This window comes from Azospirillum argentinense, assembly GCF_000632475.1.
Taxonomy (GTDB): Bacteria; Pseudomonadota; Alphaproteobacteria; order Azospirillales; family Azospirillaceae; genus Azospirillum; species Azospirillum baldaniorum.
On sequence record NZ_CP007793.1, the window covers coordinates 2,337,883 to 2,358,787 of the forward strand.

Consider the following 20,905-nt stretch of genomic DNA (forward strand, 5'->3'; position numbering starts at 1 on the left):
CGGCTTTGCCCGGCGGGCGGCGCTGAAGTAACCTATAGGTCATCCGCCCACGTTTCCCGGCCGGCCTTCCGGCGTCGGGTGGCTGTTTGGGGTGTTGGATGCCATGCCGATGCTTTTCGGGACCCGCATTGTGACCAGACATCCGGCCTCGGACGCTCTCCTCTCCGATGCTCCGCCCAGCGCCTCTGTGCCCGGCGCCTCTGTGCCCAGCCCATCCCTGCCAAGGGCCGTCTCGATGGCGGAGGACGCCCGCACCGCCGCGCGGGACCTTTTCGAGGGGCTGTGCGGGCGGGACCCCGCCGCCGCCGCGGAGCTGGAGATGGTGCTGGTCTTCTGCTCCGCTCACTATGACCAGGCGGAGCTGGCGGCGGCGCTGGCCGAGTTGTTCGGGCCGGTGCCGGTGGTCGGCTGCACCACGGCGGGGGAGATCACGCCCTTCGGCTACGCTGCCGGGTCGCTGGTCGGGATCGGCTTCCCACGCGCCGATTTCACCATCGCCACCCAGCGCATCGACGACCTCGACCGTTTCTCCATCGCCGACGCGCCGCGCGTCCTGCGCAGCCTGATGGAGCAGCGCGACGTCGCCCTGGCCGCCCGCACCGAGGCCTTCCCCGACCATGGCAGCTTCGCCTTCCTGATGATCGACGGCATGTCGCGGGCGGAGGAGATGGTGGTCAGCGCGCTGCACAGCGTGCTGATGGACATTCCGCTGTTCGGCGGCTCCGCCGGGGACGAGCTGCGCTTCGAGCGCACCTTCGTCCTGCACGAGGGGCGGTTCCACACCAATGCCGCCGTGCTGATGCTGGTCACCACGGCGCGCCGCTTCGTCGTCTTCCGGACCGAGCATTTCGTGGCGTCCGACGCCAAGATGGTGGTGACCGGCGCCGATCCGCAGCGCCGCATCGTCACCGAGATCAACGCCGAGCCGGCGGGCCGCGAATACGCCCGCATGGTCGGGCTGGAGGGGGAGCCGCTGACTCCCCTGATCTTCGCCGCCTATCCCGTCGTCGTGCGGGTGGGGGGCGAGTACCATGTCCGCTCCATCCAGAAGGTCAACGACGACGAGAGCCTGACCTTCTACTGCGCCATCGACGAGGGCATCGTGCTGACCGTCGCGCGCGGCGTCGATCCGGTGGAGAATCTGGAGGAGATGATGCGCAAGTTGGCCGCGGAGGTCGGCGGGCCGCCGGACCTCGTGCTCGGCTGCGACTGCATCCTGCGCCGGCTGGAGTTGGAGCAGCGGCAGCTCAAGCACGTCATGTCGGCGGCGCTGGCGCGGCACAACGTCGTTGGCTTCTGCGCTTACGGCGAGCAGTACAACGCCATGCACGTCAACCAGACCTTCACCGGTGTCGCGATAGGTGCGCGATGACGCTCATCTTCGACTGGCGGGAACCGTCCCGTCCACCCGCCGATCCATCGCCCGCCCCCCTCCCGGTCACCGGCGAGGACAAGCGGCTGGAGGCGCTGGAGCGCGAGAACGCCAAGCTCCGCCGCATCAACCAGGTGCTGATGGACCGGGTCGAGCGGTCGATGGACGTGCAGGGGGGTGCCTTCTCCCTGTTCCAGACCGCCATCGTCCTGGAACAGAAGGTGCGCGAGCGCACGCTGGAGCTGGAGCGCGCCCTGCGCGAGCTGGAGGACAGCCACCGCGCGCTGGCCCGCGCCAAGGAGCTGGCCGACACCATGCGCAGCCGCCTGTCGGAGGCCATCGAGTCGGTCAACGAGGGCTTCGCCATCTTCGACGCCGACGACCGGCTGGTGCTGTGCAACAGCAAGTATCTGGCCCTGTGGCCGGAGATCCGCGACCGCATCCTGCCTGGCATCCGCTTCCAGGAGATCGCCGAGCTGGCCGCCTCCTCGCGCACCATCGCCGACGCCTACCCGCGGCCCGACCGCTGGCTGTCGGAGCGGCTGGCCCAGCACCGGGCGCTGAAGGGCCCCTACGTCTACCGGCTGGCCGACGGGCGCTGGGTCCAGGTGAACGAGCGGCGGACCCGCGACGGCGGGGTGGTCGGCGTCTACACCGACATCACCGACATCAAGGAGCATGAGACCCGCCGCCGCGAACGCGAGCTGGCCGAGAAGTCGGCGCTCCTCCAGGCGACGCTGGACAACATCGCCCAAGGGGTCGGGGTGTACGACCGCGACCAGCGGCTGGTCGCCTGGAACGAGCGCTTCACCGGCCTGCTGCGCCTGCCCGCCAACGTGGCGGAGCGCGGGGCGGGCTTCGCCGACTTCGTGCTGCACCACGCGGCGCTCGGCGACCGCGGCCTGTCGCTGAAGGCTCTGATGATGCCGAGCTGCCTCGTCGAGCAGCCCTGGCTCGACGGCACGGTGCTGGAGATCAGCCGCAACCCCATGCCGGGCGGCGGCTTCGTCCTGACCTTCACCGACATCACCGAGCGCAAGCGCGCCGAGCAGGCGCTGCGCGACAGCGAGGAGCGCATCCGGCTGGTCACCGACGCGGTGCCGGCGCTGATCGCCTACGTCGACGCCGAGCAGCGCTTCCGCTTCGTCAACAAGGCCTACGAGGGCTGGTTCAACCGCAAGCGCGAGGAGATCGAGGGGCAGCCCATGTGGGCGGCGCTGGGCGACCTCTATTACGAGGTGCGGCGCTCCTACGTGCTGCGGGCGCTGGCCGGCGAGGAGGTCACCTTCGACCTGGAGCTGCCCGGCGAGAACGGCGCCCCGCGCTACGCCGTCGCCACCTACATCCCGCATTTCGGCGAGCGGCGCGGCGGCGGCAAGCCGGAGGTGTTGGGTTATTTCGGCCTGATCCACGACATCACCGAGCGGCGCATGGCGGCGGAGGCGCTGGCAGACGCCAAGGACAGCCTGGAGCGCCGCGTCGTCGAGCGCACCGCCGAGCTGACCCGGCTCAACGGCCAGCTCCAGCAGGAGATCGCCGAGCGCATCGCCGCGGAGGAGGCGCTGCGGCTCGCCAAGGCGGAGGCGGAGCAGGCCAACCTGTCCAAGACGCGCTTCCTGGCGGCGGCAAGCCACGACCTGCTGCAACCGCTGAACGCCGCACGGCTGTTCGTCTCGGCGCTGGGCGACTTGGAGCAGCCGGAGCCGAACCGCGGGCTGGTCGACAACATCGACGTCGCCCTGGCCTCGGTGGAGGACCTGCTGTCGGCGCTGCTGGACATCTCCAAGCTGGACGCCGGGGCGGTGCGGCCGGAGATCGCCGATTTCCCGATCAAGAGCCTGTTCGGCGCGCTGGCCACCGAATACGCGGCGGTGGCGAAAGAGCGCGGGCTGGACCTCTGCGTCGTTCCCAGCCACGCCGTGGTGCGCAGCGACATCCGGCTGCTGCGCCGGATCCTGCAGAACTTCCTGTCCAACGCCCTGCGCTACACCCAGGCGAAGAGAGGGGCGCGGGGCGGCGCCGGGCGTGTGCTGGTCGGCTGCCGGCGGACCCGCGAGGGCCTGCGGATCGAGGTGTGGGACACCGGCCCCGGCGTGCCCGCCGACAAGCTGGACGAGATCTTCCAGGAGTTCCGCCGCCTCGACACGCCCTGCGCCAACGAGCGGGTGCGCGGCATGGGCCTCGGCCTCGCCATCGTGGAGCGGGTGGCGCGGATGCTCGACCACCCGATCACCGTGCGCTCCCAGCCGGGCCGGGGCTCGGTCTTCGCGGTGACGGTGCCCTTCGGGCGCTACGCCCGCCCGGTGCGCGCTCTGGAGGCGCCGGTGCAGACGGCCTCGAACCGGTTGGCCGGCACGCGGGTGCTGGTGATCGACAACGAGCCGGCGGTGCTGGCCGGGATGCGCGCGCTTCTGGAAGGCTGGGGGTGCAGCGTCGCCACGGCGTCGTCGGGCGACGAGGCGCTGGCCGGGCTGGGGGCGGTGGCGCCGGACGTGCTGTTCGCCGACTACCACCTGGACAACGGGGTGATCGGCTTCACCGAGATCGCGCGGGTGCGCGAGCGCTGCGGGGCGGACCTGCCGTCGGTCCTCATCACCGCCAACCGCACCGCCGAGGTGGTGGAGGAGGCGCAGGCCAAGGGCTGCCATGTGCTGAACAAGCCGGTGCGCCCGGCCCAGCTCCGCGCGGTGATGACGGGCCTGCTGGCGTAAGGGGACGCGATGGGCCTCCACCCCGGCCGTTCCCTGGGAAGCGGAAGCGAAGGGCCGGGGTGGCGGAAGACCCGGAGACTCAGCGCGTCAGGCGGATGATCGTCACCATCATGCCGATCGCGTACAGCTCGGCCAGCGGAACGATCCAGGACGGGTGGAAAATGATCGACAGCGGCATGATCAGCAAAAGGATCAGCGCCGGAAACACGAAGTAAGGCGAATTGCAGTAAGCCGGCAGGCCATGCACCCGGCCCGAAACCCGGCCCGAGACATCGCACGACTCTTCGCCAATAAAACGATCCGCATCTTCAACAGTTTGATCCACCATTCTCTAGCACCCACTGTATTTATGGTCTTTTTCTTCTCCATCTCTGGCGGACGGAGCGCCGTCCCTATAGCACAGTTTGCCATAATGCGGGCACGACTTCGCGCCGTCTTGCCGGATGGCGAAAACGGCGCGGTAAGTCCTGATTTTTATTGTGGCCTTACGCCGCTTCGGTCAGCGCCAGATGCGGGCGGCGAACCATCGACTGGATGGTGAAGGGGGCGCGCACGCCGCCGCTGAACAGCTCGGCGCATTCCAGCGCCTTCAGCACCCGCTCCTCCGCCGGCAGGCCGGCCGTGGAGGCGAGCGAGCCCAGCGCGTAGTCGGACCCGCAGCCGATGGCGTGATAGCCGCGCACCGCCTCACCCACCTGATAGTCGGACTGGATCGAAAAGAGCCGCCCCTCGTACCCGACCATGAAGGTGCCGCCGGTCTCCACGTCGTTGGAGCGGTGGGCGTAGCCGCCGTCCTTCAGGCAGCCGCGCACGGCGTCCACGAAATCGACGACCATGTAGCGGAAGACGTCGGCCTCGGGGTCGCGGTGCGGCGGCTCCAGCCGGTAATGCAGAAGCTGGCCCATGCGGAAGCTGCTGGTGAAGCCGATCAGCAGATCGGCGTTGCGGAACACCTTGGTGTCCGCGCGCACGGTGATGTCCAGGCCGTTCACGCCCGCGCTGTCACCGCCCATCCACACACGATCGCCGTCCACCAAGCCAACAATGCAGGTCATCGCCGTCCTCGTCCCTGAATCAATTTCGCCCGAAAGCAGGGACAGGGTGGGCTTTTATGGTTAACGAATTGTTGCGCAGCGGCGGTGCCGAAGGGGGTATTTCGCTTCGGCACCTCACTCCAAGCGCAAGCGCGACAACGGCTTAGCGGGCCAGCCCGATCGGTGGGAGGCTGGCCGCCAGCCTGCGGACGCGGCTCCCCCTGCCCCTACTCCCGGGGCGCCGCGTGCAGGCGCTTCTGCCCCTGGACGAAGCGGGCCAGCGTGTCGGACAGCACGCCGCGCGGGATCATCGCCTCGATCAGCTGGAAGCGCCCGCGCGTGGCGAAGGCCTTGTCCAGCGCCGCCTTCAGCTCCGCCCGCGTGCGCACGCGGACGCCGTCGCCGCCCATGCCCGCCGCCATCTCGGCGAAACGCCAGTCGTCCAGGTCGTTGAAGGCGGATTCGGGCTGGAAGGTGCGCAGCATCTCCCAGCTGGCGTTGTTGAACAGGATCACGATGGGGTCGATGCCAAGGCGTCGGCAGTTGCCAAGCTCCCACCCGGTCATCTGGAAGGCGCCGTCGCCGACCACCGTCAGGATGCGCTTGCCGCCCGACACGCACTGCGCCCCGATGCCTGCCGGCACGCCGAAGCCCATGCCCGCGTAATATCCCGGCGCCATCAGCCCGGCGTCGATCATGTCCATGGCGGTGAACAGGCAGTCGCCCATGTCCGCCGCGATCAGCAGCGGTTCCTGCCCGGCGCGGACACGGTCGTTGACGGCGCGGGCGATGTCCATCGGGGCGATCGGCTCGCCGTCCGCCTGAAGACCGGTCGGGTAGGCGTGGGGTTCCTTGCCGCGGGTCGTGCGGTCGGACGGCGGCAGCCGCTCCAGCAGGGCGTCCACCAGCCCGTCCAGCGGGATGTCGGCGTAGGTGTGATAGCCCAGCGTCACCGCCCGGTCGAAGGCGTGGATGGTCTTGCGGAGGTCGATCTTGCGCTGGGACACCGCGAAGTTGGTGTCGCTGAGGATGGCACCGAGCAGAAACAGCCCGTCCGACTCCTCGACCAGCCGGGTAATCTCCGCGTCGCCGGCGACACCGATGTAGGTGCCGAGCGGCGGGGTCGGCGCATCGGCCAGCAGGCCGCGCCCCATGAAGGTGGTCACCACCGGCACGCCCAGCCGCTGCGCCAGCTCCGCCACCTTGGCTTCCAGCCCATAGCGGCGGACCTCGACGCAGACCATCAGCACCGGCGACGTGGCCGAACGCATGGTCGCCAGCACCTCGTCCGCGCAGGCGGCCAGGGCGTCGCGGTCCACCGGCCAGGCGGGGTCGTCGCCCACCGGCTCGACCTCGGCGTTGACCATGTTGCGGGGGATTTCCAGATAGACCGGGCGCGACAGGGCGCGGGCGGCCCCCAGAACGCGGGCGATCTCCGCCGGAGCCTTGGCCGGGTCGTCCAGCCGAGCCTGGGCGACGGTGATCTCTTTGAACACCTGGAACTGTGTGTCCAGCGTGCGGCCCTGGTGGTGCAGCAGCAGGCCGGCGTTGCCCTCCGTCGTGCCCGGCGCTCCGGAGATGACGACAACCGGCGACTTCTCGGCGTAGGCGCCGGCCACCGCGTTCACCATGTTGAAGGCGCCCGCCCCGTAGGTGACCGCCGCCACCCCCAGCGTCGAACTGTAGCGCGCCGCCGCGTCCGCCGCGAAGCCCACCGCCGGTTCGTGGCTCAGCGTGTGGAGCGGCAGGATTTGCGTTTCCTCCGCCACCTTGAAGAAGGGCAAGGCGAAATCGCCCGGAATCCCGAACATGGCCTGTGCGCCGCGATCCTTCAGCGCGCGCAGCAGGGCTTCGGCCAGCTTCATGGCCGCTCTCCCGTTCCAATTGGTTTCGCGGGTCGAAAACCCGCACAGGGGGACAGCATCGCCTCCGCCACCGCTCCGCGCAAGAATTGTTTCATCCGAAACAATCCTTATGCGCCGGAAATTGTGGAGGGGTGGAGGCCGCGCTTGATATCCGCTCTCCCGTCCCCGGAGAGGGAAGGGTGAGGGTGCTTCCAAGGACTGGCGTCTTGATCCTCGGACGACCCTCACCCGGCACCTTCGGCGCCACCCTCTCCCGGGGCGGGAGAGGGGTTTTTCTCCAAACGCGATAGCTCCCACGGCGCCTGATGGGCGTCTTTCGGACCGGCGCGCGGCGTGCTACGACTGCCGCCCTGTTCCCGACTTTCGAATGATGCCCACATGTCCGTCGCCGTCCGCTTCGCCCCCAGCCCGACCGGTCTCCTCCATGTCGGCAATGTGCGCCTCGCGCTGGTCAACTGGCTGTTCGCGCGCAAGGCGGGCGGCAATTTCCTGCTGCGCCTCGACGACACGGACGAGGAGCGCTCCAAGCCGGAATACGCGGAGGGGATCGAGCGGGATCTGACCTGGCTCGGCTTGACCTGGGACCGCTTCGCGCGGGAAAGCGACCGCTACGGCCGTTACGACGAGGTGGCGGCGGCGCTGAAGGCCAGCGGGCGGCTCTATCCCTGCTACGAGACGCCGGAGGAGCTGAACCTCAAGCGCGCCAGCCTCGTCTCGCAGGGCCGTCCGCCGATCTACGACCGCGCGGCGCTCCGCCTGGGCGACGCCGACCGCGCCCGCCTCGAATCGGAGGGGCGCAAGCCGCACTGGCGCTTCAAGCTGGAGCACAGGCCGGTCGAATGGACCGATCTCGTGCGCGGGCCGGTGCATTTCGAAGGCTCCGCGCTCAGCGACCCCGTGCTGATCCGCGAGGACGGGCGCCCGCTCTACACGCTCACCAGCGTGGTTGACGACGCCGACCTTGCCATCACCCACGTCATCCGCGGCGAGGATCACGTCGCCAACACGGCGGTGCAGATCCAGATCTTCGAGGCGGTTGGTGGGGCGGTCCCGGTCTTCGCCCATCTGCCGCTGCTGACCGACGCGACGGGACAGGGCCTGTCCAAGCGGCTGGGCAGCCTGTCCGTGGCCAGCTTGCGCGAGGAGGAGGGGATCGAGCCGATGGCGCTGGCCAGCCTGCTCGCCAAGCTCGGCACCTCCGACGCCATCGAGCCGCGGCTGACGCTGGACGAGCTGGTGGCCGAGTTCGACATCGCCAAGGTGTCCCGCGCCACCCCGAAGTTCGACCCGGAGGAGCTGCTGCGGCTGAACGCCCGCATCCTCCATCTGCTGCCCTTCGAGCGGGTGTCCGGGGAGCTGGCCGCGCTCGGCCTGACGGAGGCCGACGCCGCCTTCTGGGAGGCGGTGCGCCCCAACCTGTCGCGCGTCGCAGAGGCCCGCGACTGGTGGGCGGTGACCCACGCCCCGGTCGCCCCGGCGGCGGACGACCCCGCCTTCCTGGCCGAGGCGGCCGCCCTGCTTCCGGAGGAGCCGTGGGACCTCTCCACCTGGGGCACCTGGACGGGTGCGGTGAAGGCGAAGACGGGTCGGAAGGGCAAGGATTTGTTCCTCCCCCTGCGCCGGGCCCTCACCGGGCGGGACCATGGACCGGAATTGAAGAACCTGCTACCCCTGATCGGCCGAACCCGCGCGCAAAAGCGCCTCGCGGGAGAGACGGCCTAGAGTCCTTTCCCCCACCCCGGCCCTCCCCCGCTGGGCGGGGGAGGGGGATGAACCTTTCACAGGAGATTGGGCGCCGTGCCGCTGGACCTCTACAACACGCTGACCCGCCGCAAGGAACGCTTCGAGCCGATGACTCCGGACCGGGTGGGCATGTATGTGTGTGGACCCACGGTCTACGACACCGCGCACATCGGCAACGCCCGCCCGGTGGTGGTGTTCGACCTGCTGTTCCGGCTGCTGCGGCGGCTGTACCCGGCGGTGACCTACGTCCGCAACATCACCGACGTCGACGACAAGATCATCGACCGCTCGCGCGACAGCGGGGAGCCGATCGAGGCGCTGACCAAGCGCACCGCGGACCTCTACCACGCCGACATGGACGCGCTGAACGCGCTGCGCCCGACCATCGAGCCGCGCGCCACGCACCACATCTCGCACATGGTCGCCCTGATCGGCCTGCTGATCGAACGCGGCCACGCCTACGCCGCGGAAGGGCACGTGCTGTTCTCCGTGCCGTCGATGGCGGAGTACGGGCAGCTTTCCCGCCGCTCGCTTGACGAGATGATCGCCGGCGCCCGCGTCGAGGTCGCCCCCTACAAGCGCGATTCCTCCGACTTCGTGCTGTGGAAGCCGAGCGCCGCCGACCAGCCCGGCTGGGACAGCCCGTGGGGCCGCGGGCGCCCCGGCTGGCACATCGAATGCTCGGCCATGGCCAAGGAGCATCTGGGCGTCACCTTCGACATCCACGGCGGCGGGCTGGACCTGATCTTCCCGCACCATGAGAACGAGATCGCCCAAAGCCGCTGCGCACACGGCGGCGAGCCGCTGGCCCGCTACTGGGTCCACAACGGCTTCGTGACCGTCGAGGGCGAGAAGATGTCCAAGTCGCTGGGCAACTTCTTCACCGTGCATGATCTGCTGGACGAGTTCCCCGGCGAGGCCATCCGCCTGACGCTGCTGAGCGCCCACTACCGCCAGCCGCTGGACTTCACCCGCGAGGGGCTGAAGCAGTCCAAGGCGACGCTCGACCGCTGGTACCAGGCGCTGCGCGGCGAGCCCGCCCCGGTGGACGCCGAACTGCCGTTCGACGTATTGGCCGCGCTGGAGGACGACCTCAACAGCCCGCTCGCCATCTCCCACCTGCACGAGCTGGCCTCAGCCGTGAACAAGGCGACGGGAGACGCCGGAAAGGCCGCCGCCAAGGGCGCGCTGCGCGCCGCCGGTGAGGCGCTGGGCCTGCTCCAGCAGGACCCGGAGACATGGTTCCGCTGGGCGCCGAAGGGGGCCGCCGCCCTGTCCGACGCCGACATTCAGCAGCGCATCGACGACCGCTTGGCCGCCCGCAAGGCCAAGAACTACGCGGAGGCCGACCGCATCCGCAAGGAGCTGGCCGACCTCGGCATCATTCTCGAGGACGGCCCGCAGGGCACGACCTGGAAGCGCGCCTGAACGCCGCGCCGGGGTTCATCGGATGAAGGGGGCCGCGCATGAAGCCGCGGCCTCCGCTCATCCAAAGGTCCAATGGACCGCGTCTTTCCCACGCAACGAAAAAGGCGCCTTCCGCCGTCGCGGAAGGCGCCTGAGTTCGGTTCCATATGCACCACCACGCGGGGGAGCCGGTCTGAACACGGATCAGACCGCCCGGAGGCCGTGCCGACTGGGAAAGTCCCAAAGTCGAATCCTGAATACCGCATTCCATGAAACAGCGCTATGCTTTTTTCGTCATATCGCCCGGATCGGACCGCAACGCCTCCACCTCGCCATCGGAGAACAGGCGCGAGCGGGTTAGAAAGCGCACGCCCTCCGGCGCTTCGAGCGAGAAGCTGGCGCCGCGGCCCGGCACCACGTCGATGATGAGCTGGGTGTGCGACCAGTATTCGAACTGCGCCGCCCCCATGTAGAAGGGACAGCCGCCGATCTCCCCCAGCCGCACGTCCTGCCCGCCGGGGCGGAACTCCCCGTCCATGAAGCACATCGGCGCGCTGCCGTCGCAGCAGCCGCCGGACTGGTGGAAGAACAGCGGCCCGTAGAGCCCGCGCAGCTTTTCGATCAGCGCCAGGGCCGCCGGTGTGGCGACGACTCGTTCGACCATGGGCGGACACTCCTGAATGAATGGCCCGTCGGATGAGAAAAAGGGCCGGAGGCCGAATGGCCGCCGGCCCAAAGGTCGTCAGGGAGGAGACAAAACGCTTAGAAGAAGCCCAGGGCCTTCGGGCTGTAGCTGACCAGCAGGTTCTTGGTCTGCTGGTAGTGGTCGAGCATCATCTTGTGGGTCTCACGGCCGATGCCCGACTGCTTGTAGCCGCCGAAGGCCGCGTGGGCCGGGTAGAGGTGGTAGCAATTGGTCCACACGCGGCCGGCCTGGATGGCCCGGCCCATGCGGAAGGCGCGGTTGCCGTCGCGGCTCCACACGCCGGCGCCCAGGCCGTAGAGCGTGTCGTTGGCGATGGCCAGCGCCTCTTCCTCGGTCTTGAAGGTGGTCACGGACACAACCGGCCCGAAGATCTCCTCCTGGAAGACGCGCATCTTGTTGTGGCCTTCGAAGACCGTCGGCTGGACGTAGTAGCCGCTCTCCAGCTCGCCACCGAGATGGGCGCGCTCGCCGCCAATCAGCACCTTGGCGCCCTCGGCCTTGCCGATGTCGATGTAGGAGAGGATCTTCTCGAGCTGGTCGATGGACGCCTGGGCGCCGATCATCGTCGCGGGGTCGAGCGGGCTGCCCTGCTTGACGGCGGCGACGCGGGCGACGGCCTTCTCCATGAACTTGTCGTAGATCTTCTCCTGCACCAGGACGCGCGACGGGCAGGTGCAGACCTCGCCCTGGTTCAGCGCGAACATGGCGAAGCCTTCCAGCGCCTTGTCCAGGAACTCGTCGTCGTCGGCCATCACGTCGTTGAAGAAGATGTTCGGCGACTTGCCGCCCAGCTCCAGCGTGACCGGGATGATGTTCTCCGCCGCGTACTGCATGATCAGGCGGCCGGTCGTCGTCTCGCCGGTGAAGGCGATCTTGGCGATGCGCGGGCTCTGGGCCAGCGGCTTGCCGGCCTCGATGCCGAAACCGTTGACGACGTTGAGGACGCCGTCGGGCAGCAGGTCGCCGATGATCTCCATCAGCACCATGATGGCCATCGGGGTCTGCTCGGCGGGCTTCAGCACGACGCAGTTGCCGGCGGCCAGCGCCGGGGCCAGCTTCCACACAGCCATCAGCAGCGGGAAGTTCCACGGGATGATCTGGCCGACGACGCCCAGCGGCTCATGGAAATGGTAGGCGTAGGTGGTGTGGTCGATTTCCGCGATGGTGCCTTCCTGGGCGCGGACGCAGCCGGCGAAGTAGCGGAAATGGTCGATGGCGAGCGGCAGGTCGGCGTGGGTCGTCTCGCGGATCGGCTTGCCGTTGTCCAGCGTCTCGGCCAGCGCCAGGACGTCCAGACGCTCCTCCATGCGGTCGGCGATCTTGTTGAGGATGCGCGCGCGCTCCGCCGGGGAGGTGCGGCCCCAGGCGTCCTTGGCCTTGTGGGCGGCGTCCAGCGCCTTCTCGATGTCTTCCGCGGTCGAGCGGGCGACCTCGCACAGCGTCTTGCCGGTGATCGGGGTCAGGTTGGTGAAATACTGTCCCTTCGTCGGCGCCACCCACTGGCCACCGATGAAGTTGTCGTAGCGCGGCCGGATGGCGACCTGCTTGCTGAGCGTTTCCAGGGCCTGATGGATCACGGCGGTTTCCTCCCGAAGCGGATTGCCCGAACTGAATGTCGTGGAATGACGTTTGGCGGGTTGTGCGCCCTGTGTCCGTTCGTCCGATGATCGGTATCCGTCACAGCGCCCCGCCGTTATCGCGGTTTCTGGGAAGGCCGGTAAATTCGACTTTGGTTGCAGACGCGGCCCGCCCCAGATTCGGGACCGACCGTTGGCCGACAGATGATACCTTGGGCGGAGACCCTTCCGTTTCCCGGCGAGACTTCAGGACATGACGACCGACATCCGGCTGCGCTTCCTCCACCCCTCCGGCGCCATCGGACCCGGCAAGGTGTCCCTGCTGGAGGAGATCGACCGCACCGGCTCGATCTCAGCGGCGGCGCGGGCGCTCGGCATGTCCTTCCGCCGCGCGTGGTTCCTGGTGGAAACCATGAACTCCGCCTTCCGCGAGCCGGTGGTGCGCACCAACGTCGGCGGGCGGGAGGGCGGCGGGACCGGCCTGACCGCCTTCGGGCAGGAGGTGATCACCCGCTATCGCCGCATGGAGGAGGAGGCCCGCCGCGCCGCGGCACCCCACCTCGCCTGGCTGGACGAGGCGCTGAAGCCGGAGGCGGCGCCCGAAAAGGGCGCGGACTCCGCTGATCCAAAGTCCAATGGCCCGGACTCCGGCGATCCGTAAAGTCTCCCTCGACGCCGCGACCTTCCGCCGCGGCGAAACGAAGGAGGCCCACGACCCATGCGCACCGCCGCCCGCACCGCCGCCCCTGTAGCCTTGGCCGCCCTGGTCCTTCTCGCCGCGGCGCCGCTCCCGGCCCTGGCCGACGGCGATCCGGCGAACGGCGAGAAACTGTTCCGTCAGTGCAAGGCCTGCCACACGGTGGAGGCGGGCAAGAACCGCGTCGGCCCGACGCTGCACGGGCTGTTCGGGCGCAAGGCCGGCACCGTGGAAACCTACGCCAACTACTCCGAGGGGCTGAAGGCCTCCGGCATCGCGTGGGACGCCAAGACGCTCGACCCGTATCTCGCCAACCCGAAGGCGGTCATTGCCGACAGCCGCATGGCCTTCGCCGGGGTCGCGAAGCCGGAGGACCGGGCCGACCTGATCGCCTATCTGGAAGCCGCGACCAAGTGAGCGCCGGCGAAACGGAAGCTGGGCGGGGCGGGAACCGCGGCGGCGCTGGCCTGTTGCCCGGTTTCCCCCCGCAGCCGGAGAACGGCCATGGCCGACGACACCGCAGGACAAAAAGGCGCAGAGCCCAAGGACATTCACAAGACCGACATCGGGCGGCTGTGCGACGAGCAGAGCGGCGGCGGCGGGTCCAACCCGGACACGCGCTACCGTGGCATGCCGGGCGGCCATCCCGGCGGTTCCCGCGACGGCGACTGCGATCCGGTGGCGCGCGCCGACCCCGAGCAGGCGGAACCGGACAGCGCCGAATCCGGAAACAGGCCCGCGTCCCGCTAGGCCGATGGCGTAGCCTTTCCGGGGCCGCCCCGAATTGGTCGTAGCCGTTGACACGGTCCCCCGCTAAAACAGGGGCTCCCTCACCGGCACAACACGGGCTGCGACCGGCATGCTGAAGCGCCTTTACGACTGGACGATGGCCAAGGCGGCCTCGAAGAACGCCACCACCTGGCTGGCGGGGGTTTCCTTCGCGGAAAGCTCCTTCTTCCCGATCCCGCCGGACATCCTGATGGTGCCGATGGTGCTCGCCAACCGGCAGGCCGCGTGGCGGATCGCGACGATCTGCACGCTGGCCTCGGTGGTGGGCGGCGTCGCCGGCTACATGATCGGCTTCTTCCTGTACGAGGCCATCGGCAAGGCGGTCATCGACTTCTACCACCTGGAAGCCCAGTTCGAGACGCTGCGCCATACCTTCGTCGAATACGGCGCGGAGATTCTCATCATCAAGGGCATGACGCCCATCCCCTACAAGCTGCTGACCATCACCGCAGGTGTTGCAAAGCTGAACATCTGGGTGTTCATCGGCGCCTCGATCCTGTCGCGCGCCATCCGCTTCTATCTGGTCGCCGCCCTGCTCTACTGGTTCGGCGAGCCGGTGCGCGCCTTCATCGAGAAGCGGCTGACGCTGGTCACCACCGCCTTCGCCGTCGCGCTGATCGGCGGCTTCCTGGCGATCAAGCTGATCTGATCCGGGGCAACCCAACCACAGCACCGCGACGCCGGGCCATCCTGTCCTGTTGATGCCGCATCGAGGCATTGACGGGAGAGGATGGATGGACAGCGTGCGCGGGGCCGTGGTGGTCATCACCGGCGCGTCGAGCGGGATCGGGCGGGCCACCGCCCTGACCTTCGCGCGGGAGGGCGCCCGGCTGGTGCTGGCCGCCCGGCGGGAGGCCCTGCTCGGCGAGGTCGCCGAGGAATGCCGGGAACTGGGCGGCGAGGCCGAGGTCGTGCCCACCGACGTCACCGACGCCGAGGCGGTGCGGCGGCTGGCCAACCGGGCGATGCAGCTGCACGGCGGCATCGACGTCTGGGTGAGCAACGCCGGGGTCGGCGCCGTCGGGCGGTTCGAGGACACCCCGCTGGAGGCGCACCGCCGCGTCGTCGAAACCAACCTGTTCGGCCCGCTGCACGCCGCCCACGCCGTGTTGCCGCTGTTCCGTCGACAGGGCCATGGGGTGCTCATCAACACCGTATCGGTCGGGGCCTGGGCGCCCGCCCCCTACGCCGCCGCCTACGCGGCCAGCAAGTTCGGGCTGGAAGGGCTATTAGAGAGCCTGCGGGCGGAACTGGTCGACGCGCCGGGCGTCCATGTCTGCGGCGTCTATCCCTTCTTCACCGACACGCCGGGCATGTCCCACGGCGCCAACTACACCGGCCACCAGCTGGACGCGGAGAGCCCGTTCTACGACGACCCGCAGGACGTGGCGGACACCGTGCTGGCCGTGGCCCTGCGCCCGCGCGCCCAGGCGATGGTCGGGGCGATGACGCCGCTGACCCGGCTGGGGCACGCGCTGGCACCGCGCCTGATGGAGAAGATCGCCGGCCACGGCGCCCACCGCCATTTCAGCCGGACCCCGCCCGCCGCGGCGAGCGACGGCAACCTGTTCCGTCCGGTGGAGCGCGGCCGCGGCGTCACCGGCGGCTTCCGCACCCCGCCGCCCGCCTGGGTGTCGCCGCTGCTCGTCGCCGGGGTCGCGGCCGCCGCCGCTGCGGCCTACGCCGGCTACGCGCGGAGCAAGAACGGAAACCACTGAGGGCTTTGAGTTCGGGAACGGGTTGGTCCAGAATGCCGGCCCGTTCCCCCAAAGCCCCCGAGTCCATCATGCCGAAGCCGACGACCCCGCGCGGCCGTCCGCCCGTCTCCTCCCCTGCCCGCCTCTCCCGTCCGGGTCCGGCCCGCGCCGGCAAGGACGTGCGCCGGGAGGACGTGCGGGAAGAGCCGGGCAAACTGTTCCGCGTCGCCGGCCTGTCCGCCGTCTCCGCCCTGTTCGCCCATGACGCGGCGCGAGTGGAGCGGCTGTTCTTCGAGGAGCGGCTGAAGGCGAAGACCGGCGACTTCTGCAAGGCGATGGCGGCGGCGCGCAAGCCCTACCGCATGGTGGAGGCCGACGAACTGGCGAAAGTCGCCGGGACGGTGCTGCACGGCGGGGTGGTCGCGCTGATCGCGCCGCGCCCGGTGCCCGCCTTCGACGTGGAGGCGGCGAAGCGTTGGGCGATGGACGGGCAGCCGCTGCTGATCCTCGACGGGGTCGGCAACCCGCACAATCTGGGCGCCATCCTGCGCACCGCCGCCTTCTTCGGCCTGCGGCGCGTCGTGGTGTCGGACCATCCCGGACAGGCCCTGCCGTCGGAGTCCGCCTACCGGGTGGCCGAAGGCGGATTCGAATGGGTGGAGCTGTACCGGGCGGCCAATTTGCCGATGGTGCTAAAGCGGCTGCGCGAGTCCTACCGGGTGGCCGGGACGGCGCTGGGCCGCGGCCGGGCGGTGGTCACCGACCCGGCGGTCCTCACCAAGGGCGAGCGACCCGCCGCCGTCGTGCTGGGCAACGAGGAGGACGGGCTTCCCCCCGCCACCCTCGCCGCCTGCGAGGACATCCTGACCCTGCCGGGCACCGGCCGCATCCAGTCGCTGAACGTCGCGGCGACCGCAGCCATCCTCATCCACGCGCTGGCGAAGCCGGGCTGACGGCTTGGCGGATCAGCCGCCCAGGGCGATGATCAGCACCAGCGCCACCACGATGACCGAGACGACGGGCAGCATGTCCACCCCGCCGCGGTCCCAGGTCGGCGCCCGGCGGGAGCCGTGATGCGCGCCGTGGGCGTGGCCCAGCCCCTCGTCGGCCCAGCCATGTTCGGACGGACGGGCGCCGGGGGCGGAGACGGCTGGCGCCGCCGGGCTGGCGATGGTGACCACCCCGGCCCCGCGCTGGTAGTCGCCACCGCCGCCGCGCGGGCGCTTCAGCCGCTCGTCGGTCAGCTCCACGTCGATACCCGCGGCCTCCAGCTGCTCCACCACCGTGGCGACCTCTTCCGGGGTCATCGTCTCCACCGGCACGTCCTGGCCGAGCTGCTCGACGCTGAGCCGGTTGCCGTGCTGGCGTCCCTTGGCAATCAGGCGCTGGAGGGTGGTGTCATCGATCGTCATGATTCTCTCCCCGCGTTTCCACCTTGGACTGAACATTCCGAAGGGTAAACAGGCGGAGCCGCGGAAGGCTCCCGTGCAAAGGCGCCGACTTGCCTCCGGGGCGGGGCGACCCGACATAATCCCCAAATCCCCATTCCCAAATCCTACGCCATCGGAGAGGCCGAGATGCTCGGAATGTTCATGCGCAAGCCCCCGGCGCTGCCCAGCGCGGAGGAGGCCCTGCCCGGACGCGACACGCCGGTTCCCGTGCCGCCGCGCCACCACGTCAACGGCAACCCGCTGACCCCGCCCTATCCGGAGGGGCTGGAGGTCGCCGACTTCGGGCTCGGCTGCTTCTGGGGGGCGGAGCGCAAGTTCTGGAAGGTGCCGGGCGTCTGGTCGACCATGGTCGGCTATCAGGGCGGCCACACCCCCAACCCGACCTATGAGGAAGTCTGCTCCGGCCGCACCGGCCACACCGAGGTGGTGCGCGTCGTCTACGACCCGGCCAAGGTCGGGTTCGAGGAGTTGCTGCGCGTCTTCTGGGAGGCGCACGACCCGACCCAGGGCATGCGCCAGGGCAACGATGTCGGCACCCAGTACCGCTCGGCCATCTACACCCACACCGACGCCCAGCGCGCCGCCGCCGAGGCCAGCCGCCAGTCCTATCAGGCCCGCCTGGAGCAGGCGGGGTTCGGCCCGGTGACGACGGAGCTGCGCGAGGCCCCGCCCTTCTATTACGCCGAGGACTATCACCAGCAGTATTTGTCCAAGAATCCCGCGGGCTATTGCGGGCTGGGCGGGACCGGGGTGACCTGCGCGGCGTGACGCGGTCTTGCGGTGCGGGGGCTGAACCATGGAGACGGTTCCCGCCCCCCACTGCGGCATCCGGGCGACAGGGTTAAGCCGGCTTGAACGGGGCGGTCCCTTGCGGTTGCGCCTGCCCGTCCCTTCCGGGTATGGTTCCGGCGGTCCATGAAAGCTCCAGGGGGTAGCCCCGCGGGGCGCCGCCCGAGAATTCCGCGCCCAATCCATGATCAAGGAAAGAACCGAGCTGGCGACGCCGCACCTGAGCGGCCTGCTTGACTTCTGGCTCACCAAATGCATCGGCGGGAAGCCGCCGGTGTCCAGCACCGTCGCCCCGGCCGATTTGCGGCCGTGGAAGGATAATATTGTGATTTTCGAGGTCATCGGCGACGACGACTTCGTTTATTCCTATTACGGCCAGTCGCTCGCCGCGGCCTTCGGGCATTCGCGCCTGGGCGCCACGCTGGATGATCTGCCGGAGGAGCAGCGGGCGATCCTGCGCCCCGAATACGCCTCGCTCCTGCGCGAACGGCTGCCGGTCGCCCGTGTCTACACCGCCGACTTCAGCGGCGTGATGCGGACCTGGGAGCGGCTGGCGCTGCCCATGTCCAGCGACGGCGAAACCATCGACAAGATCCTGGTCGCCGCCTACGAACTGCCGCCGGACGAACCGCCCTGCGCCGCGCTCATCCCCGCCGCGGCGGGTGAGGAGACGGACGAAGAGGCGGAGTTGGACGTCGACGCGCCGGATGACGATGAACCGAACGGCGGCGAACCGGACGGCGACGAACCGGATGCGGACGGCACGGCGGCCCCCGACCCCGAGGCTCTTGCGGACGAGGACGCCGAGACCGAGGCTGAGACCGACGACGACACCCCCGACGACGCCGAAGACGGCGAGTCCTTCTCCACCGAACAGAAACCGGGAGCCCCGGCATGACGCCGCGCACGCCCCACCTGACCGCGCCCGCGACCCAGTCGGGAGTCGTCACCGCCGACGAGTTCAATCTGTGGTGCGCGCTGAACGGCCGCCCCTTCAACCTGATCCCCAACGCGCGCCCGGACGGGCGGCTGCTGTGGGACGTGGAGGTGCTTCCCGGCACCCCGCGCGCCGGCACGGTCTATTCGACCAACCTCGGCGACGAGGCGCTGGCGGTGGTCGCCGGATTCGCCTTCCTGTCCGGCGTCGAATGGGCCTACGAGGCGCGCGCAGCCGAGACGGCTCCCCCGGCCTTGGCCTCGGATGCGGCCATGGACGCGCCTGCGGACGTGGAGGATGTCCTCATTCCCGACGCCGAGGAGTTGCCCGAGGACGCGGAGTCCGAGGACGCGGCGGACGACACCCTCGCTTATGAGGACGGAGAGACCGAGGACGACGCCGAACCCGTCGCGCTGGACGGGGATGGCCTGGATGACGAGGGCCTGGATGACGAGGGCCTGGACGGGGACGAAGCGGACGAGGATGGCGCGGCCTACGGCGAGCCGGCCGGCGAGGACGATCCCTACGCCCTGCCCGGCACCACGCTCCTCCAGAACCCGCCGCCGCGCCCGCCCCAGCAGCATGACGAGACGGTCCTTGCCCGCAACGCGCGGATGCTGGAGACGGTGCTGCGGAACTTCCGGGTCCGCGGCGAGATCATGGACGTGCGCCCCGGCCCCGTCGTGACGCTCTACGAGTTCGAGCCGGCGCCGGGCACCAAGTCGGCCACGGTCATCAACCTGACCGACGACATCGCCCGCTCCATGAGCGTGGTCACCGCCCGCATCGCCATCGTGCCGGGCCGCAGCGTGATCGGCGTCGAGCTGCCGAACCCGGTGCGCGAGATGGTCTATCTGCGCGAGATGTTCGACCATGCGGCCTTCGCCGAGTCGCAGGCCCATCTCGCCATCGCGCTCGGCAAGGACATCAGCGGGGAGCCGGTGGTCGCCGACCTCGCCCGCATGCCGCACCTGCTGGTCGCCGGCACCACCGGCTCGGGCAAGTCGGTGGCGATCAACACGATGATCCTGTCGCTGCTCTACCGGCTGCCGCCGGAGCGCTGCCGCTTCATCATGGTGGACCCGAAGATGCTGGAACTGTCGGTCTATGACGGCATCCCGCATCTGCTGACCCCGGTGGTGACCGACCCGAAGAAGGCGGTGATCGCGCTGCGCTGGGCCGTGCGCGAGATGGAGAGCCGCTACGAGGCGATGTCCAAGCTCGGCGTGCGCAACATCGAGGGCTACAACGCCCGCATCGCCGAGATGATCGCCAACGGCGAGCCGATGCCCCGCCGCCATGTCCCCGGCGAGGCCGAGACCGTCTTCGACCTGACCCCGCAGGAGCCGACGCCGCTCCCCTACATCGTGGTCATCGTGGACGAGATGGCCGACCTGATGCTGGTCGCCGGCAAGGAGATCGAGGCGGCGATCCAGCGCCTCGCCCAGATGGCCCGCGCCGCCGGCATCCACCTGATCATGGCGACGCAACGCCCGTCGGTGGACGTCATCACCGGCACCATCAAGGCCAACTTCCCGACCCGCATCAGCTTCCAGGTCACCTCCAAGATCGACAGCCGCACCATCCTGGGCGAAGCCGGGGCGGAGCAGCTGCTCGGCCAGGGCGACATGCTCTACATGGCCGGCGGCGGCCGCATCACCCGCGTCCACGGCCCCTTCGTCTCCGATTCGGAGGTCGAGGAGATCGTGCAGTTCATCAAGTCGCAGGGCGCCCCCAACTACGTCACCGCCATCACCGAGGAAGAGGATGAGGCGGTCGCCGACGAGGACGACGAGAGCGGCGGCGGCAACTCCGGCGACGACCTCTACATGCAGGCCGTCAACCTCGTGGTGCGCGAGGGCAAGGTGTCGGTCAGCTTCATCCAGCGCCAGCTCCAGATCGGCTACAACCGCGCCGCCCGTCTGGTCGAGCGGATGGAAACGGAGCGCGTGGTCGGCCAAGCCAACCACCAGGGCAAGCGCGAGGTACTGCTGTCCCCCGCCGGCCTGTCGGCCAAGCGCGCGGGGGTCTAAAGCGGAATGCATTCCGCTCTGGACCGCGACGGCGGTCCCGGCCGCGCATGCGGCCGAAGCCCGGCCGGCGAATGAGGCCATATGAGTCTAAAGCGAA

The 20,905-nt window shown here is 69.5% G+C and carries 19 protein-coding genes; 13 read left to right on the forward strand and 6 right to left on the reverse strand.

The window, feature by feature from the left end; translation table 11 throughout:
• Positions 1-235 precede the first annotated feature (235 nt).
• Positions 236-1,372, forward strand: a complete 1,137-nt coding sequence (nosP, locus tag ABAZ39_RS11025) for a nitric oxide-sensing protein NosP (RefSeq protein ID WP_063922634.1) — start codon at positions 236-238, stop codon at positions 1,370-1,372.
• Positions 1,369-4,083: a NahK/ErcS family hybrid sensor histidine kinase/response regulator gene (locus ABAZ39_RS36840; RefSeq protein ID WP_081862969.1), complete on the forward strand. Its 2,715-nt coding sequence runs from the start codon at positions 1,369-1,371 to the stop codon at positions 4,081-4,083. The genes nosP and ABAZ39_RS36840 overlap by 4 nt, the downstream gene beginning before the upstream one ends.
• A 79-nt stretch (positions 4,084-4,162) precedes the next feature.
• On the opposite strand, the gene ABAZ39_RS35525 is transcribed toward ABAZ39_RS36840, so the two are convergent.
• From ABAZ39_RS35525 to ipdC, 3 genes are all read right to left on the reverse strand, one after another.
• Positions 4,163-4,411: a hypothetical protein gene (locus ABAZ39_RS35525; protein WP_144243507.1), complete on the reverse strand. Its 249-nt coding sequence runs from the start codon at positions 4,409-4,411 to the stop codon at positions 4,163-4,165.
• A 157-nt stretch (positions 4,412-4,568) separates the two neighbouring features.
• On the reverse strand, positions 4,569-5,138 hold the full coding sequence (locus ABAZ39_RS11035; RefSeq protein ID WP_038529345.1) for a hypothetical protein: 570 nt from the start codon (positions 5,136-5,138) through the stop codon (positions 4,569-4,571).
• Positions 5,139-5,344: 206 nt separating this feature from the next.
• On the reverse strand, positions 5,345-6,982 hold the full coding sequence (gene ipdC / locus ABAZ39_RS11040) for an indolepyruvate/phenylpyruvate decarboxylase (RefSeq protein ID WP_038529346.1): 1,638 nt from the start codon (positions 6,980-6,982) through the stop codon (positions 5,345-5,347).
• Between the two features lie 378 nt (positions 6,983-7,360).
• Here ipdC and gltX point away from each other — a divergent pair, with 378 nt between their 5' ends.
• The gene (gltX, locus tag ABAZ39_RS11045) at positions 7,361-8,704 is read left to right on the forward strand and encodes a glutamate--tRNA ligase (protein ID WP_038529348.1); all 1,344 of its coding nucleotides are present in this window, start codon (positions 7,361-7,363) and stop codon (positions 8,702-8,704) included.
• 75 nt (positions 8,705-8,779) lie between these two features.
• Entirely contained in the window at positions 8,780-10,153 is a 1,374-nt protein-coding gene (gene cysS, locus ABAZ39_RS11050; RefSeq protein WP_038531290.1) for a cysteine--tRNA ligase, read from the forward strand.
• Positions 10,154-10,412: 259 nt separating this feature from the next.
• On the opposite strand, the gene ABAZ39_RS11055 is transcribed toward cysS, so the two are convergent.
• Both ABAZ39_RS11055 and adh read right to left on the reverse strand, forming a co-directional pair.
• Positions 10,413-10,796 (reverse strand): DUF779 domain-containing protein, encoded by a 384-nt coding sequence (locus tag ABAZ39_RS11055; RefSeq protein WP_038529350.1) that lies wholly within the window; start codon positions 10,794-10,796, stop codon positions 10,413-10,415.
• Between the two features lie 98 nt (positions 10,797-10,894).
• Complete coding sequence (gene adh / locus ABAZ39_RS11060) at positions 10,895-12,415, reverse strand: aldehyde dehydrogenase (protein ID WP_035679551.1); 1,521 nt, start codon at positions 12,413-12,415, stop codon at positions 10,895-10,897.
• Positions 12,416-12,668: 253 nt separating this feature from the next.
• Between adh and ABAZ39_RS11065 the strand changes: the two genes are divergently transcribed.
• The 6 genes from ABAZ39_RS11065 to ABAZ39_RS11090 all read left to right on the forward strand — a co-directional run bounded on the left by ABAZ39_RS11065 (position 12,669) and on the right by ABAZ39_RS11090 (position 16,551).
• Complete coding sequence (locus tag ABAZ39_RS11065; RefSeq protein ID WP_038529352.1) at positions 12,669-13,076, forward strand: winged helix-turn-helix domain-containing protein; 408 nt, start codon at positions 12,669-12,671, stop codon at positions 13,074-13,076.
• 57 nt (positions 13,077-13,133) lie between these two features.
• Positions 13,134-13,529, forward strand: coding sequence for a c-type cytochrome (locus ABAZ39_RS11070; RefSeq protein ID WP_038529355.1), 396 nt, complete (start codon positions 13,134-13,136; stop codon positions 13,527-13,529).
• Between the two features lie 87 nt (positions 13,530-13,616).
• Positions 13,617-13,862, forward strand: coding sequence for a hypothetical protein (locus ABAZ39_RS11075; protein ID WP_038529357.1), 246 nt, complete (start codon positions 13,617-13,619; stop codon positions 13,860-13,862).
• A gap of 109 nt (positions 13,863-13,971) precedes the next feature.
• Complete coding sequence (locus ABAZ39_RS11080) at positions 13,972-14,550, forward strand: YqaA family protein (protein ID WP_038529360.1); 579 nt, start codon at positions 13,972-13,974, stop codon at positions 14,548-14,550.
• An 85-nt stretch (positions 14,551-14,635) separates the two neighbouring features.
• On the forward strand, positions 14,636-15,619 hold the full coding sequence (locus tag ABAZ39_RS11085; protein WP_038529363.1) for an SDR family oxidoreductase: 984 nt from the start codon (positions 14,636-14,638) through the stop codon (positions 15,617-15,619).
• A 68-nt stretch (positions 15,620-15,687) separates the two neighbouring features.
• The gene (locus tag ABAZ39_RS11090; protein WP_038531292.1) at positions 15,688-16,551 is read left to right on the forward strand and encodes a TrmH family RNA methyltransferase; all 864 of its coding nucleotides are present in this window, start codon (positions 15,688-15,690) and stop codon (positions 16,549-16,551) included.
• Between the two features lie 12 nt (positions 16,552-16,563).
• Here ABAZ39_RS11090 and ABAZ39_RS11095 read toward each other — a convergent pair whose 3' ends face one another.
• The gene (locus ABAZ39_RS11095) at positions 16,564-17,010 is read right to left on the reverse strand and encodes an RNA polymerase sigma factor region1.1 domain-containing protein (protein WP_038529366.1); all 447 of its coding nucleotides are present in this window, start codon (positions 17,008-17,010) and stop codon (positions 16,564-16,566) included.
• Positions 17,011-17,175: 165 nt separating this feature from the next.
• Between ABAZ39_RS11095 and msrA the strand changes: the two genes are divergently transcribed.
• From msrA to ABAZ39_RS11110, 3 genes are all read left to right on the forward strand, one after another.
• Positions 17,176-17,817 (forward strand): peptide-methionine (S)-S-oxide reductase MsrA, encoded by a 642-nt coding sequence (msrA, locus tag ABAZ39_RS11100; protein WP_144243508.1) that lies wholly within the window; start codon positions 17,176-17,178, stop codon positions 17,815-17,817.
• Positions 17,818-18,022: 205 nt separating this feature from the next.
• Positions 18,023-18,736 carry a PAS domain-containing protein gene (locus ABAZ39_RS35530; RefSeq protein WP_144243509.1) on the forward strand — a complete coding sequence of 238 codons (714 nt, stop codon included), beginning with the start codon at positions 18,023-18,025 and terminating at the stop codon, positions 18,734-18,736.
• Positions 18,733-20,808 carry a DNA translocase FtsK gene (locus tag ABAZ39_RS11110; RefSeq protein WP_038529369.1) on the forward strand — a complete coding sequence of 692 codons (2,076 nt, stop codon included), beginning with the start codon at positions 18,733-18,735 and terminating at the stop codon, positions 20,806-20,808. The genes ABAZ39_RS35530 and ABAZ39_RS11110 overlap by 4 nt, the downstream gene beginning before the upstream one ends.
• Positions 20,809-20,905 lie beyond the last annotated feature (97 nt).